This is a genomic window from Klenkia soli, assembly GCF_900103975.1.
Taxonomy (GTDB): domain Bacteria; phylum Actinomycetota; class Actinomycetes; order Mycobacteriales; family Geodermatophilaceae; genus Klenkia; species Klenkia soli.
The window spans coordinates 169,128-183,826 of the sequence record NZ_FNIR01000009.1 but is presented as its reverse complement, the minus strand read 5'-3'; the positions used below and the strand labels follow the sequence as shown (position 1 = coordinate 183,826).

Annotated in this window: 13 protein-coding genes; 8 read left to right on the top strand and 5 right to left on the bottom strand. The window is 72.7% G+C overall.

The window, feature by feature from the left end:
• Window positions 1–38 precede the first annotated feature (38 nt).
• A complete protein-coding gene (locus BLS67_RS15225; protein WP_242654114.1) occupies window positions 39–1,244 on the bottom strand; it encodes a cytochrome P450 in 1,206 nt (401 codons plus the stop codon).
• Between the two features lie 40 nt (window positions 1,245–1,284).
• Here BLS67_RS15225 and BLS67_RS15220 point away from each other — a divergent pair, with 40 nt between their 5' ends.
• Window positions 1,285–2,223 carry a DUF5926 family protein gene (locus BLS67_RS15220; protein ID WP_091246697.1) on the top strand — a complete coding sequence of 313 codons (939 nt, stop codon included), beginning with the start codon at window positions 1,285–1,287 and terminating at the stop codon, window positions 2,221–2,223.
• Here BLS67_RS15220 and BLS67_RS15215 read toward each other — a convergent pair.
• Window positions 2,210–3,310, bottom strand: a complete 1,101-nt coding sequence (locus BLS67_RS15215) for a GGDEF domain-containing protein (protein WP_091246695.1) — start codon at window positions 3,308–3,310, stop codon at window positions 2,210–2,212. The genes BLS67_RS15220 and BLS67_RS15215 overlap by 14 nt on opposite strands.
• Before the next feature lie 385 nt (window positions 3,311–3,695).
• Between BLS67_RS15215 and chvE the strand changes: the two genes are divergently transcribed.
• The 7 genes from chvE (at window position 3,696) to araA (ending at window position 12,939) form a co-directional block, all read left to right on the top strand.
• Window positions 3,696–4,853, top strand: a complete 1,158-nt coding sequence (chvE, locus tag BLS67_RS15210; protein WP_091246693.1) for a multiple monosaccharide ABC transporter substrate-binding protein — start codon at window positions 3,696–3,698, stop codon at window positions 4,851–4,853.
• Between the two features lie 143 nt (window positions 4,854–4,996).
• Window positions 4,997–6,535 carry a multiple monosaccharide ABC transporter ATP-binding protein gene (mmsA, locus tag BLS67_RS15205; protein WP_091246692.1) on the top strand — a complete coding sequence of 513 codons (1,539 nt, stop codon included), beginning with the start codon at window positions 4,997–4,999 and terminating at the stop codon, window positions 6,533–6,535.
• Complete coding sequence (gene mmsB / locus BLS67_RS15200; protein ID WP_091246690.1) at window positions 6,532–7,794, top strand: multiple monosaccharide ABC transporter permease; 1,263 nt, start codon at window positions 6,532–6,534, stop codon at window positions 7,792–7,794. The genes mmsA and mmsB overlap by 4 nt, the downstream gene beginning before the upstream one ends.
• A 26-nt stretch (window positions 7,795–7,820) precedes the next feature.
• Window positions 7,821–8,858, top strand: a complete 1,038-nt coding sequence (locus tag BLS67_RS15195) for a LacI family DNA-binding transcriptional regulator (protein ID WP_242654113.1) — start codon at window positions 7,821–7,823, stop codon at window positions 8,856–8,858.
• Window positions 8,859–8,943: 85 nt separating this feature from the next.
• The gene (gene araB, locus BLS67_RS15190) at window positions 8,944–10,710 is read left to right on the top strand and encodes a ribulokinase (RefSeq protein WP_207500634.1); all 1,767 of its coding nucleotides are present in this window, start codon (window positions 8,944–8,946) and stop codon (window positions 10,708–10,710) included.
• Complete coding sequence (locus BLS67_RS15185) at window positions 10,694–11,416, top strand: L-ribulose-5-phosphate 4-epimerase (protein ID WP_091246686.1); 723 nt, start codon at window positions 10,694–10,696, stop codon at window positions 11,414–11,416. The genes araB and BLS67_RS15185 overlap by 17 nt, the downstream gene beginning before the upstream one ends.
• On the top strand, window positions 11,413–12,939 hold the full coding sequence (gene araA, locus BLS67_RS15180; RefSeq protein ID WP_242654112.1) for an L-arabinose isomerase: 1,527 nt from the start codon (window positions 11,413–11,415) through the stop codon (window positions 12,937–12,939). Before BLS67_RS15185 ends, araA begins: the two co-directional genes overlap by 4 nt.
• Window positions 12,940–12,982: 43 nt before the next feature.
• On the opposite strand, the gene BLS67_RS15175 is transcribed toward araA, so the two are convergent.
• The 3 genes from BLS67_RS15175 to BLS67_RS15165 all read right to left on the bottom strand — a co-directional run bounded on the left by BLS67_RS15175 (window position 12,983) and on the right by BLS67_RS15165 (window position 14,667).
• The gene (locus BLS67_RS15175; protein ID WP_091246684.1) at window positions 12,983–13,675 is read right to left on the bottom strand and encodes a DUF4383 domain-containing protein; all 693 of its coding nucleotides are present in this window, start codon (window positions 13,673–13,675) and stop codon (window positions 12,983–12,985) included.
• Window positions 13,676–13,762: 87 nt separating this feature from the next.
• A complete protein-coding gene (locus BLS67_RS15170; protein WP_091246683.1) occupies window positions 13,763–14,341 on the bottom strand; it encodes a TetR/AcrR family transcriptional regulator in 579 nt (192 codons plus the stop codon).
• On the bottom strand, window positions 14,341–14,667 hold the full coding sequence (locus BLS67_RS15165) for a DMT family transporter (RefSeq protein ID WP_091246681.1): 327 nt from the start codon (window positions 14,665–14,667) through the stop codon (window positions 14,341–14,343). Before BLS67_RS15165 ends, BLS67_RS15170 begins: the two co-directional genes overlap by 1 nt.
• Window positions 14,668–14,699 lie beyond the last annotated feature (32 nt).

The following is a 14,699-nucleotide window of genomic DNA, read 5'->3' as shown; positions in this document are numbered from 1 at the left end:
CGCATGAGCGGCATCAAACCAGTGACAGCCGACACCTTCTACCCGTGGGTAGCCACCGGCTCCAGCGACAGCGGCAGCTCGGCCAGGCCGCGGATGACGAACTCGGGCCGGCGACGGGCCTCGCCGGCCAGCTCCAGGCTCGACGTGCGGGCCAGCAGCGCCCCGAACGAGGCCTGCAGCTCGACCCGGGCCAGCGGTGCCCCGATGCAGAAGTGCACCCCGGCGCCGAAGGATATGTGCGGGTTGTCGGTGCGGCCGACGTCCAGGGTGTCCGGGGCCTCGAACACCGCCGGGTCGTGGTTGCCCGACCCCAGCAGCGCGGCGATCTTCTGGCCCTGCGCCACGGTGACCCCGCCCAGCTCGACGTCGGCGGTGGCGGTGCGCTCGAACAGCTGCAGCGGGGCGTCGAAGCGCATCAGCTCCTCGATCGCGGTCGGCAGCAGCGCCGGGTCCGCCCGCAGGCGGGCCAGCTGGTCGGGGTGCTGCAGCAGGGCGAGCAGGCCGTTGCCGGTGACGTTGACCGTGGCCTCGTGGCCGGCGTTGAGCAGCAGGACGCAGGTGGTGACCAGCTCGTCCTCGGTCAGCCGGTCGCCGTCCGCGTCGCGCGCGGTGACCAGGTGGGTCAGCAGGTCCTCACCCGGCGCGGTGCGCCGCTGCGCGGCGAGGTCGCGCAGGTAGGCGACGAACTCCGCGGCGGCGACCTCGGCGGCGTCCTCGGTCTCGGTGGTGCGGCCGTACTCGTACATCTTCACGATCGCGTTGGACCACGGCCGCAGCAGCGGGCGGTCGGCCTGCGGCACGCCCAGCAGCTCGGCGATGACCTCCACCGGCAGCTGCTCGGCCATGCCGGTGAACAGGTCGACCGGCTCGCCCGCGACCGAGCGCTCGACCATGCCGTCGACCAGCGAGCCGGCCAGCTCCTCGACCCAGGGCCGCAGCCGCTCGACGTGCCCGCGGGCGAACGCGGCGCTGATCAGCCGGCGCAGCCGGGTGTGGTCCGGCGGCTCCATCTCCAGGATCGCGTTGCGGTGGATCAGGTTGAACTGGCCGAACCGCTCGGCCGGGGCGCGGTCGGTCCAGATCCGGCCCAGCGCCCGGGTGCGCAGCACGGCGTTGGCCTCGGCGTGCCCGTAGGCCAGCCACATGCCCAGGCCGTCGTCCCACTGCACCGGCGCCCGGTCGCGGGCCGCGGCGAAGGCGGGGTAGGGGTCCTCGACGAAGGCGGCGTCGGTCAGGTCCAGCACCGGGCGATTGTGCACCTGCCCGACGCATAGGCTCGGACGCATGGCCCGTACGCAGACCAAGCGCCGTCCCGCCCCCACCCCCGCCGCGGCGGGGGAGCAGAATCCGAAGGCGCCGTGCGCGTGCGGCTCGGGCCGCAAGTACAAGCACTGCCACGGCTCGGCCTACGCCCCGGTCGTCACCCGGCCCTTCGAGGGCCTGCCCGGCGAGGTCCACTGGGTGGCCCTGCGCGAGCTCGTGCCGGCCGCCACCGCCGTGCTGACCACGAAGGACGGCCGCACGGCGACCCTGGCCAGCGTGCTCCCCGGCGGTGCCCCCGGCCTGGTCCGGGCCAACGGCGAGGTGCTGCTCGGCGTCCAGCTGGCCGCCTCCTCCGACGACGTCAGCCGCGACCTGGGCACGGCCCTGGCTGCCGCGCTCGAGGCCCCGGCGGGCAACCCGGTCGACCCCGGTCCGGTGGGTGCCGAGGGGTCGGCCGGCCCGCGGCTGCAGGAGCTGCTGGACCCGGCGGCCGAGCTCGAGGTCACCGTGCACGACGACTTCGGCTTCTGGCTGGAGGGCACCGGCGCGGGCCCGGCGGCCCTGGCCGGCCTGGAGCAGGCCAACGAGGCGATCATCCCCACGGTGCTGCTCGCCGGGCTGGGTGCGGCCTACTGGTGCCGGCCCGCCGCCGACCGCGCCCACCTGCGGTGGGTGCGACCCGAGCCCGAGGAGCAGCTGCTGGACGCGCTGGCCCGGCTCGGTGGCGCCGAGCAGCTGACGCTGGGCGAGGGCACGAAGTACGCGGGCGCCTTCCGCGCGCACGGTCTCGTCGTCCCGGTGTGGGACGTCCCGGCCGACGTCCCGGCGGCGGACTGGACCGGACCGGCCACCGAGCTGGACCAGCGGCTCACCGCGGCCCTGGCCGTCACCGACCCGCTGACCGCCGACGAGCGCCGCTCGCGGGCCGGCCTGCTCTCCCGCCAGGTCACCCTGCGCTGAGCGGTCCGGTGGCCGCGACCGCGCGGTCGCGGCCACCGCGCTTGGCCTCGTAGAGGGCGCGGTCGGCGGCGGTGTAGAGCGTCCGGACGTCCCCGGCGTGGGTCGGGGACTGCGCGACGCCCACGCTGACGGTGAGCCGGAGCAGGGTGCCGTCGGCCAGCGGCAGCGGCTGCGCGCGGACGGCGGCCACCAGGTCGTGGGCGCGGCGCTCGGCGACCTCGGGCGGGCACGCGGTCAGCAGGACGGCGAGCTCGTCACCGCCGAGCCGGCCGACGACGGCGTCCCCGTCGCGCACGGCGTCCCGCAGCACCCGGCCCAGGTGGCGCAGGGCGTCGTCCCCGACCGGGTGGCCGTGCTGGTCGTTGACGGCCTTGAACTCGTCGACGTCGACCAGGACCAGCGCGGTGCCGTGCCCGGCCGACCCGCCCACGGACCCGGCCAGCGCGGCGTCCAGCACGTGGCGGGTGACCAGACCGGTGAGCGGGTCGACGGTGGCCTGCTCGCGCAGCCGCCGGACCAGGTGCTCCTGCTTGTCCCCGGCGTGGGCCAGCAGCCCGGTGGCCAGCGCCAGCGTCGCGGCGACGAAGACGGCGTCGGGGACGGCCTTCTCGAGCACCTCCAGGTGCAGCACGAGCACGGCGTTGGTCACCCCGGAGAAGGCGGCGACGGCCCAGGCCCCGACCGGGCGCAGCTGCGAGGCCGCCCAGAGGGTCGGCAGGACGGCGAACACCTGGGCGGCGGCGGAGGTGTCGCGGGTGACCCAGTTCAGCGTGGACAGGACGACGGCGCCGCCCAGCGGCACGAGGGCGAGCAGTCCGAGGGCGTCCCAGCGGTGCGGGTCGGTCCGGGCCAGCCCCAGGCTGACCAGCACGAGCGCGCCGACGGTGAGCCACGAACCGACGTCGGCGACGGTGCCCTGGTCGCCGAACAGGGCGAAGCACGCCTGGACGACGGCAGCCGGGAGCATCACCCAGATGGCCAGGCGGACGGCCGTGCGCGGATCCCGCGTGCCGAACCACCGGTGCCGGCGCGTGGTGGCGGGCGGCCCGGGGGGCGGGGTGGCGGTGGGTGCTGGCGGGGTGCTCACGGGTCTCCGGTCCTGACGGGCCCGCCGGGGTGTCCCGGTCCACTCGTCTCGTCCCCCTGGTGTCGGCTCGTGCGGGTCCGGAGTTGAACCGGCCGTCGCCGACCACCCCGGACGGGTGGGGCCACCGAGGACCACGGGGCCCGGTTCGTCGCGCCTGCACCCGGTCCGGCGGTGCCAGGACGACGCACCGGCCTGCACCGGGCCGATCCGGAACCCGGCGACATGACAGCCGGGCACCAGGTTCGTTACGAGAACGTGACCGCGACGGGGTCGTGCGGTCTTGACGGGCCCCCGTTGTTAGCGTTCACAATGTGAGCGCTCGCACAGACGCGGGCCTGAGCGCCGAGATGTGTACGGCGGCAGACGTCTCGTAGAGGAGATAGCAGTGAGCAACAAGCTCAGGTTGACCGCTCTGGGTGCCGCGCTGGCATTCGGCCTGACCGCCTGCGGTGGCGGCGGTGCCGGTTCCGGCGGGGGCAACGACACGGCGAACGCCGACCCGTCCGACCTCACCATCGGTGTCTCGATGCCGACCCAGACCTCCGAGCGCTGGATCGCCGACGGCAACAACGTCGAGTCCCAGCTCGAGGACGCCGGCTACAAGGTCGACCTCCAGTACGCCAACGACGACATCCCGACCCAGCAGCAGCAGCTCGACCAGATGATCACCGAGGGCGCCGACCTGCTGATCGTCGCCTCCATCGACGGCACCGCCCTCAGCTCGCAGCTGCAGGCCGCCGCCGACGCGAACATCCCGGTCATCGCCTACGACCGCCTGATCCGCGACACCGACAACGTCGACTTCTACGTCACGTTCGACAACTTCGCGGTCGGCCAGGCGCAGGCCAACGCCCTCCTCGTGGGCCTGGGCCTGCAGAACGCCGACGGCTCGAAGGGCTCGGCCACCGGGCCGTTCAACATCGAGCTGTTCGCCGGTTCGCTGGACGACAACAACGCGTTCTTCTTCTTCAACGGTGCGATGGACGTCCTCCAGCCCCTGATCGACGACGGCACGCTCGTCGTCCCCTCGGGCCAGACCGACATCGAGCAGGCCGCCACGCTGCGCTGGCAGCAGGAGACCGCCCAGTCGCGCATGGAGACCCTGCTCACCGGGTCCTACAACGACGGCACGGTCCTCAACGGCGTCCTGTCGCCCTACGACGGCATCTCGCGCGGCATCATCACCGCCCTGCAGAACGCCGGCTACGGCCCGAACCTGACCTCCACCCCGCGGGCCCTGCCCGTGGTGACCGGCCAGGACGCCGAGATCGCCTCGGTCGCCCTGATCGACCAGGGTGTCCAGAGCTCCACGATCTTCAAGGACACCCGCAACCTGGCCGAGCAGGCCGTCACGGCTGCCCAGGCGTTCCTCGAGGGTGACGAGCCCGAGGCGAACGACACCGAGTCCTACGACAACGGCAACAAGGTCGTCCCGGCCTACCTGCTGCCCGTGCAGACGGTGTTCAAGGACGACATCCAGTCCGTGCTCGTGGACTCCGGCTACTACACCGAGTCCGAGGTCCAGTCCGGCCAGGCCGACTGACCCTCCCCTGAACCCGGCCGGGCCTGGCAGCGCACGCTGCCGGGCCCGGCCGGCTCCACGAGGGACCTGCACGACCAGCGCCACCCGCACCACCTGCACGGAACCCAGAACCACCGCCCGGCCCTGCGAGACGACGGAGTCCGATGTCCGACCACATCCTCGAGATGCGCTCCATCACCAAGACCTTCCCCGGCGTCAAGGCGCTCTCCGACGTCACCCTGTCGGTCGAGCGCGGCGAGGTCCACGCGATCTGCGGGGAGAACGGCGCCGGCAAGTCGACCCTGATGAAGGTCCTGTCCGGGGTCTACCCGGCCGGTGAGTACGACGGCGAGATCGTCTTCGACGGCCAGGTCGTGTCCTTCGGCGGCATCCGCGACTCCGAGCACGCCGGCGTCGTGATCATCCACCAGGAGCTCGCCCTGGTGCCCTACCTCTCGATCGCCGAGAACATCTTCCTGGGCAGCGAGAAGCGCGGCCGCCTGGGTCTCATCGACTGGAACCTGGCCAACGCCGAGGCCGGCAAGCTGCTGCGCTCCGTGGGCCTGGACGAGAACCCGGTCACCCCGGTCGGCCAGCTCGGCGTCGGCAAGCAGCAGCTGGTCGAGATCGCCAAGGCGCTGAGCAAGGACGTCAAGCTGCTCATCCTCGACGAGCCGACCGCCGCGCTCAACGACACCGACTCCGCGCACCTGCTCGGGCTGATCCGCGGTCTCAAGGACCAGGGCATCACCTCGATCATCATCTCGCACAAGCTGAACGAGATCGACGCGATCGCCGACCACACCACGATCATCCGCGACGGGCAGACCGTCGAGACCCTGGACATGGCCGACCCCGACGTCACCGTCGACCGGATCATCCGCGGCATGGTCGGGCGCGCGCTGGACTCCTACTACCCCGAGCGCGAGTCGCACCCGGGCGAGGAGGTCCTGCGGGTCGAGGGCTGGACGGTCAAGCACCCCAGCCAGGACCGGCTGGTCGTCGACCACGCCAGCTTCGACGTCCGGGCGGGCGAGGTCGTCGGCATCGCCGGGCTCATGGGCGCCGGTCGCACCGAGCTGGCCATGAGCATCTTCGGCCGCTCCTACGGCACCTTCGTCGAGGGCAAGATCTTCCTGCACGGCAGGGAGACGAAAGCCCGCAGCGTCGCCGAGGCCATCGACGCCGGCATCGCCTACGCGACCGAGGACCGCAAGAAGTACGGCCTCAACCTCATCGACGACATCGCGCGCAACAACTCCGCGGCGGCGCTGGACAAGCTCTCGACGCGGGGCTTCGTCGACGCCAACGAGGAGACCAAGGTGGCCGAGGAGGGCCGCCGCTCGATGAACATCAAGGCGCCCACGGTGAAGTCGATCGTCGGCAAGCTCTCGGGCGGCAACCAGCAGAAGGTCGTGCTGAGCAAGTGGCTGCTCACCGACCCCGACGTGCTGATCCTCGACGAGCCCACCCGCGGCATCGACGTCGGCGCCAAGTACGAGATCTACACGATCATCAACAAGCTGGTCGCCGCCGGCAAGGCCGTCGTCGTCATCAGCTCCGAGCTGCCCGAGCTGCTCGGCATCTGCGACCGCGTCTACACCCTCTCGGCGGGGCGCATCACCGGCCAGGTGCCGGTCGCCGAAGCCACCCAGGAACGCCTCATGACCCTCATGACCCAGGAGAAGGAGCTCGTCGGATGACGCGCAGCGTCGGCCCCACCTCGGAGCCCCAGGCGGATGACGCCACGAAGGCCAAGGACGTCGCACCGGCCGCCGCGCTCGGCGTCGGCACCAGCGACATCCGCACGCTGCTGACCCGCAACCTGCGCACCAGCGGCATCTACATCGCGTTCGTCGTGGTGGTCGCGCTGTTCGCGATCATCACCGGCGGCACGTCGCTGTCGCCGGGCAACATCACCAACATCATCCTGCAGTACTCCTACATCCTGATCCTGGCGATCGGGATGGTCATCGTGATCATCGCCGGGCACATCGACCTGTCGGTCGGGTCGGTGGTCGCGGTGACCGGCGCGGTGTCGGCGGTGCTGGTCATCCGGCACGACCAGCCGTGGTGGGTCGGTGTCCTCGCCGCTCTCGCCGTCGGGCTGCTGATCGGCGCGTGGCACGGGTTCTGGGTGGCCTTCGTCGGCATCCCGGCGTTCATCGTGACCCTCGCCGGCATGCTGCTGTTCCGCGGCCTGACGCTGCAGGTGCTCGACAACGTCTCGCTGTCCCCCTTCACCCCGGAGTACGGCAAGATCGCGTCGGGCTTCAGCAACGGGCTGCTGGGCGGCAACGGGTTCGACGCGTTCACCCTGCTGATCTTCGCGGTGGCCGTGGTGGCCTACGGCTACAGCCAGTTCCGCACCCGGCTCGCCCGCATCCGCTACAACCAGCCGGTCCCCTCGTTCCCGCTGTTCGTGGCCCAGGTCGTCGTGGTCGCGGCGGTCGTCATGGCCTTCGCCTACCAGCTGGCCACCGCCCGCGGCCTGCCCTACGTGCTGGTCATCCTGGCCGTGCTGATCATGGTCTACGGCGTGGTCACCAAGCGGACCGTCTTCGGCCGCCAGGTCTACGCCATCGGCGGCAACCTGGCCGCGGCCACGCTCTCCGGCGTCAAGGTCAAGGCGGTCAACTTCTGGATCTTCGTGAACATGGGCTTCCTGGCCGCCGTGGCCGGTGTCGTGTTCTCGTCCCGGTCCAACGGTGCGCAGCCCGGTGCCGGCAACAGCTTCGAGCTGGACGCCATCGCCGCGGCCTTCATCGGTGGCGCCGCCGTCACCGGTGGCGTGGGCACGGTCGTCGGCGCCATGGTCGGCGGTCTGCTGGTCGGCGTGATGAGCAACGGCATGCAGCTGCTGGGCATCGACCAGTCGATCCAGTCCATGGTCAAGGGCCTGGTGCTGCTGCTGGCCGTCGCCTTCGACGTCTACAACAAGCGCCGCGCCGGCGGCCGCTGACGGTCCGGGCCGGGGAGGAACCGCAGGTGTCGACCGACACGACCGGCTCCGCCCCGGCCCGCCCGCTCGTGATGAGCGACGTGGCCGCCCGCGCCGGGGTGTCCCACCAGACCGTCTCCCGGGTGGTCAACGGCCACCCGAACGTCGCGCCGGTGACCCGGTCGCGGGTGCAGCGGGCCATCGAGGAGCTGGGCTACCGGCCCAACGCGGCCGCCCGCGCGCTGGTGACCGGCTCCTCGCGCACCATCGGGCTGGTCACGATGAACGTGAACCAGTACGGCCCCGCGCAGACCATGATCGGCCTGGAGCAGGCAGCCCGGGTGGCCGGCTACTCCCTCTCGGTGGCGATCGTCGAGGGCGCCGGGGTGGAGAGCATCGCCGAGGCCGTCGACCGCTTCGTGGCCCAGTCCGTCGACGCCGTCGTGGTGCACACCGCCGACCTGGAGGCCGTGGCGGCGCTGGGTGTGCTGGACCCGCCCGTGCCGTTGGTCGCCGTGCAGATGGGCGGCGAGGAGCTCGGCCCGACCGTCACCGTCGTCCAGGAGGCCGGTGCCCGGCTGGTGGTCGACCACCTGCTGGGGCTCGGGCACACCACCGTCCACCACCTCTCCGGCCCGGAGCACTCGATGGAGTCCCGGCGGCGGGTGGAGGGCTGGCGCGACGCCCTCGCCGAGGCCGGCGCCCCGCCCGGGGAGCTGTGGCACGGTGACTGGTGGCCGTCGTCCGGGCACGAGGTGGGGATCGAGGTGGCGGCCCGCATCCGGGGCGGGCAACCCATCACCGCGGTGTTCGCGGGCAACGACCAGATGGCCCTGGGCCTGATGGTGGCCCTGCACGAGCAGGGGTTGTCGGTCCCGGGCGACGTCAGCGTCGTGGGGTTCGACGACGTCCCCGAGGCCCCGTACTTCAGCCCGCCGCTGACCACGGTGCAGCAGGACTTCTCCGAGCTCGGCCGGCGCGGGGTCCAGCTGGTGCTCGCCCGGCTCGCCGGGCAGCACTGCGAAGCCGACCAGGTGCAGCCGCGGCTGCTGGTCCGCCGGTCGACGGGTGCACCCCCGCGCTGATCCCGGCGGGTGAGGTGTGTTCCGAACCACTGTTGTTAGCGCTAACATGTCCGTCGGAGCACGCGTCGACCGCAGGAGGAGCAACGTGAGCGAGCAGTACGTGGTGGGGGTCGACTACGGCACCCTGTCGGGGCGGGCGGTCGTCGTCCGGGTCTCCGACGGGGCCGAGCTGGCCAGTGCCACCCACCCCTACCCGCACGCCGTGGTCGACCGCGAGCTGCCCGGCACCGGCGAGCTGCTGCCGCCGGACTGGGCCCTGCAGGTGCCGGCGGACTACGTCGACGTGCTGCGCACAGCGGTGCCGAAGGCGCTGCGCGAGTCCGGCGTCGACCCGGCCGACGTCGTCGGCATCGCCACCGACTTCACCGCCTGCACCATGGTGCCCACCACGGCCGACGGCACGCCGCTGTGCGAGCTCGAGCAGTTCGCCGGCCGCAAGCACGCCTTCGTCAAGCTGTGGAAGCACCACGCCGCCCAGCCGCACGCCGACCGGATCAACTCCCTCGCCGCCGAGCGCGGCGAGGTATGGCTGCCGCGCTACGGCGGGCTGATCTCCAGCGAGTGGGAGTTCGCCAAGGGGCTGCAGCTGCTCGAGGAGGACCCCGAGGTCTACGCGGCCATGGACCACTGGGTCGAGGCCGCCGACTGGATCGTCTGGCAGCTGTGCGGTGAGTACGTGCGCAACGCCTGCACCGCGGGCTACAAGGGCATCCGGCAGGACGGCGCGTACCCTTCGCGCGACTACCTGGCCGCGCTGAACCCCGACTTCGCCGGGTTCGTCGACGACAAGCTCGACCACCGCATCGGCGAGCTGGGGGAGCGGGCCGGTGGCCTCACCCGTCAGGCCGCGCAGTGGACCGGGCTGCCCGAGGGCATCGCGGTCGCCGTCGGCAACGTCGACGCGCACGTCACCGCCCCGGCCGCGCAGGCCATCGACCCGGGTCAGATGGTCGCCATCATGGGCACCTCGACCTGCCACGTGATGAACGGCGAGACCCTCGCCGACGTCCCGGGCATGTGCGGGGTCGTCGAGGGCGGGATCACCGCCGGCCGGTACGGCTACGAGGCGGGGCAGAGCGGCGTCGGCGACATCTTCGGCTGGTTCGTCGACACCTCGGTCCCCCCGGCCTACGTGCAGGCCGCCGGCGAGCGCGGCATCAGCGTGCACCAGCTGCTCACCGAGCTGGCCGCCCAGCAGGAGGTCGGAGAGCACGGCCTCGTCGCGCTGGACTGGCACAACGGCAACCGCTCCGTGCTGGTCGACGCCGAGCTGTCCGGGGTCGTGCTCGGCCAGACGCTGGCCACCCGTCCCGAGGACACCTACCGCGCCCTGCTCGAGGCGACCGCGTTCGGCACCCGCACGATCATCGAGGCCTTCGAGGGCTCGGGCGTGCCGGTCACCGAGCTGGTCGTCGCCGGTGGGCTGCTGAAGAACACCTTCCTCATGCAGCTCTACTCCGACATCTGCCGCCGCCCGCTGTCGACGATCGACTCCGAGCAGGGTCCGGCGCTGGGCTCGGCCATCCACGCGGCCGTCGCCGCGGGTGCGCACCCCGACGTCCCGGCCGCCTCGCGCGCGATGGGCAAGGTGCTGCGCGGGGTCTACACGCCCGACGACGAGCGGGCCGACCGCTACGACGCGCTGTTCGCGGAGTACCGCCGGCTGCACGACTTCTTCGGCCGCGGCGAGGGTCAGGCCGGGGGCGGCAACGACGTCCTGCACCGGCTGCGCGCCCTGCGCCGCGACGCGGCCGCCCGCCGCGCCGGCGGCGCGCCGTCCACCGCCACCCCCGTCGCGCCCGAGGTCGAGGCGCCCGCGATCGAGGAGCAGTCCGATGTGCTCAGCGTGTGACAGCCCGACGTCGGCCCGGCTGACGGTCCGCACGGCGACCGGGGAGGAGCGCGGCACCCACCGCGAGCAGCGCGAGCACGTCGCCGCGCTGCACGGGCTGCTGGTGACCAACGCCCTGGTCACCTGGACGGCGGGGAACATCAGCGAGCGGGTGCCCGGCGAGGACCTCTTCGTCATCAAGGGCAGCGGCGTCGACTACGACGGGCTGACCTGGGAGGGCATCACCGTCTGCGACCTGGACGGCGTCGCGGTGGACGGCGTCCGCGGTCCGTCGTCGGACACCGACGCGCACGCCTACGTCTACCGCACCATGCCCGAGGTCAACGGTCAGGTGCACACGCACAGCACCTACGCGGCGGCCTGGGCCGCGCGGGCCGAGCCGGTGCCCTGCGTGCTGACGGCGATGGCCGACGAGTTCGGCGGGCCGATCCCGATCGGGCCGTTCGCCCTCATCGGCGACGACTCCATCGGCCGCGGCATCGTCGAGACGCTGTCGGGCCACCGGTCCACGGCGGTCTTCATGCAGAACCACGGGGTGTTCACCATCGGGAAGAGCGCCCGGGCCGCGGTCAAGTCCGCGGTGATGGCCGAGGACGTCGCCCGCACCGTGCACATCTCCCGGCAGCTGGGTGAGCCCGTGCCGATCCCCCAGGCCGACATCGACGCCCTGTACGAGCGCTACCAGAACGTCTACGGACAGAAGTGAGCACGCAGATGACCAGCGAGTCCCCGTTCCCCGACCAGGAGATCTGGTTCCTCACCGGCAGCCAGGAGCTCTACGGCGAGGAGACCCTCCAGCAGGTCGCCGAGCAGTCGCAGCGGGTCGCCGAGACCCTCGACGCCGCGGCCGGCGTGCCCGTGCGCATCGTGTGGAAGCCGGTGCTCAAGGAGCCCGGCGCCATCCGCCGGGCGATGGGCGAGGCCAACGAGACCGCGGCCTGCGTCGGCGTCATCACCTGGATGCACACCTTCAGCCCGGCCAAGATGTGGATCGCCGGCCTCGACGCGCTGCGCAAGCCGCTGCTGCACCTGCACACCCAGGCCGACGCCGCCCTCCCGTGGGCGACGATCGACATGGACTTCATGAACCTCAACCAGGCCGCCCACGGCGACCGGGAGTACGGCTACGCCCTCACCCGGCTCCGGGTGCCCCGCACCACCGTGGCCGGGCACGCGGGCAACCCCGCCGTGCAGGCCCGCGTGGGCGGCTGGGCCCGCGCCGCCGTGGCCGCGGCCGAGGCCCGCTCGCTGAAGCTGGCCCGGTTCGGCGACAACATGCGCAACGTCGCGGTGACCGAGGGCGACAAGGTCGAGGCGCAGCTGCGCTTCGGCGTCTCCGTGAACACCTACGGCGTGAACGACCTGGCCGCCGTCGTCGACACCGTGACCGACGCCGCCGTCGACGCGGTGATCGCCGAGTACCTCGACCTGTACGCGATCGCCGACGACCTGCGCCCGGGTGGTGACCGGCACGACTCGGTGCGCTACCAGGCCCGGCTCGAGGTCGCGCTGCGCCAGTTCCTCACCGAGGGCGGCTTCGGCGCCTTCACCACGAACTTCGAGGACCTCGGTGCGCTGCGCCAGCTGCCCGGCCTCGCCGTGCAGCGGTTGATGGCCGACGGCTACGGCTTCGGCGGCGAGGGCGACTGGAAGACCTCGGCGCTGCTGCGGGTGCTCAAGACCGCCGGCCGCGGCCTGCCCGGCGGCACCTCCTTCATGGAGGACTACACCTACGACCTCTCGTCCGAGACGCCGAAGATCCTCGGTGCGCACATGCTCGAGGTCTGCCCGACGATCGCCGGCGAGCAGCCCTCGCTCGAGGTGCACCCGCTGGGCATCGGCGGCAAGGAGGACCCGGCCCGCCTGGTCTTCTCCGCCGCCCCGGCCGAGGGCGTCGTCATCGGCTGGGCCGACCTGGGCGAGCGGTTCCGCTGGGTGGCCAACGAGATCGACGTCGTCCCGCCGTCGGAGCCGCTGCCCAACCTGCCGGTGGCCCGCGCCGTCTGGGAGCCCCGCCCCGACTTCGCCACCTCCACCGAGGGCTGGCTCACCGCCGGCGGCCCGCACCACACGGTGCTGACCACCCAGCTGACCACGGCCGAGCTGACCGACCTGGCCGACGTGTTCCGCACCGAGCTGGTCGTCATCGACGCCGACACCACCCGCCGCAGCCTGGCGAAGGAGCTGCGCTGGTCGGCGGCCTACCACCGGCTGGCCCAGGGCCTCTGACGCTCCCGGGGGTGGGTCGTCGACCGGCCCACCCCCGGTGCCGTCAGCTGTGCTGCATCCACACCCGGCGGCGGCCGGCCTTGGTGCGCTCGTGGGCCATGGCCTCGACCATGGCCCGCTGCTGCGCGGTGGCCCGGTGCTCGGTGACGGCGACCTCGGCCTCGCGCATGGCGCGCTCGGCGCGCCGCTCGGCCGCGGTGGCCGGGGGCAGCTCGGGCTCCTCGTCGTCCCCCGTGCTGCCGGAGGCCAGGTTGGCCCGGTAGGGGTTGTCCTCGGGCAGGTTGCCGCTGACCCGGCCGTAGAGGCCCAGGGTGAGCAGCAGCAGGCCCACCACGATCGAGAAGATGACGTTCGACATCGCGAACGCCAGCACGTTCAGGCTGGTGTTGAGCACGAACAGGTGCCAGAACGCCGACAGCAGGAACGCGACGCCCACCCCGGTCATGACGATGCCGGCGACGCGCCCGCCCTTCACGGCGGCCGCGACCAGCACGGCGGCGGTGACCAGCGAGATGGTCGAGAGCAGGCCGTTGCTGGACAGGCCGGCGACCGTGCCGCCGTCGGTGGAGAAGAAGTCCAGACCGCCGACGAAGCCCAGGACGCCGAACACGGCGAGGACGGCGGCGACGGCGAAGGCCCCGATGCGGTGGACGACGACCACCCGGTGGGCGGTGGCGGTGTCCACGCTCTCCTCGTGGACGCGGGGACGGCGTTCGGGTGTGGTGTGGGCGGTCATGGCAGGCTCCTGCGCTCGCGGACTGAACGACATCGTCGGGGTACCCGCCGGATCCCGCAGTAACCTCCGTTTACGCCGCTGAGGTGATCACCAGCGGCGGCGCCGGCTGATCAGGTCGGCCACCGCGGCCTCGGTGGCCGACCGCGCCTCGCCGCGGCCCTCGACCAGGGCCGACAGGGCGGTGCCGTCGGCCAGGGCGACCAGCCGGCCGACCGGGACGTCGCGGTGCCCGCCGCCGGTCAGCACCTGCCCGACCAGGGCATCCAGCCGGGCCCGCGTGGCCTGCAGCGTCGGCCGCAGCTCGGGGTGCCGGCCACCGGCCAGGAACCGCTCGTAGAAGGCCAGCACCTGGTCGTCGGTGCGGCAGTGCGCCCCGAGCAGGACGTCGACGACCCGGGCTGCGGTCTCACCGGTGCTCCGGCGGCCGGTCGGCAGCGCGGCGACCAGCTCGGCGGCCCGGGCCAGCTCCTGCTCGGCGACCCGGTCGACGGCGGCCACCCGCAGGTCGGCCAGGTCGCGGAAGTAGTAGGTGGTCGCGGCCAGCGGCACCCCGGCCGCGGTGGCCGCGGTGCGGTGCGACACGGCGCCGGGGCCCTGCCGGACGACCAGGTCCGCGGCCGCGGCGACGATGGCCTCGCGCCGCGCCTCGCCCTTGGGTGTGGTCATCAGTGGGCGGACGACGGGGCCAGGTTGAGCCCGATCACCCCGGCCACGATCAGCACGATCGACAGGATGCGCAGCGTGCCCACCGGGTCGCCCAGCAACCACATGCCGACGACGGCGGTGCCCGCGGCCCCGATGCCGGTCCAGACCGCGTAGGCCGACCCGACCGGCAGGGTGCGCAGCGCCAGGGTCAGCAGGGTGAAGCTGATGCCGGCGCAGACGACGAACGACAGCGTCCACCACAGCCGGCTGAAGCCCTCGGAGTTCTTCAGCGAGACGGCGAACGCGGTCTCGAACAGACCGGCGACGACGACGAGTGCCCAGGCCACGACGGCCTCCTTCCAACAGATTGGTACGACCG

What these genes read in the sequence shown, in the direction of transcription:
- BLS67_RS15220 (WP_091246697.1), top strand. Translation starts at nt 1,285, where the DNA reads ATGGCCCGTACGCAGACCAAGCGCCGTCCCGCCCCCACCCCCGCCGCG.
- mmsA (WP_091246692.1), top strand. Translation starts at nt 4,997, where the DNA reads ATGTCCGACCACATCCTCGAGATGCGCTCCATCACCAAGACCTTCCCC.
- mmsB (WP_091246690.1), top strand. Translation starts at nt 6,532, where the DNA reads ATGACGCGCAGCGTCGGCCCCACCTCGGAGCCCCAGGCGGATGACGCC.
- BLS67_RS15185 (WP_091246686.1), top strand. Translation starts at nt 10,694, where the DNA reads ATGTGCTCAGCGTGTGACAGCCCGACGTCGGCCCGGCTGACGGTCCGC.
- BLS67_RS15175 (WP_091246684.1), bottom strand. Translation starts at nt 13,675, where the DNA reads ATGACCGCCCACACCACACCCGAACGCCGTCCCCGCGTCCACGAGGAG.
- BLS67_RS15170 (WP_091246683.1), bottom strand. Translation starts at nt 14,341, where the DNA reads ATGACCACACCCAAGGGCGAGGCGCGGCGCGAGGCCATCGTCGCCGCG.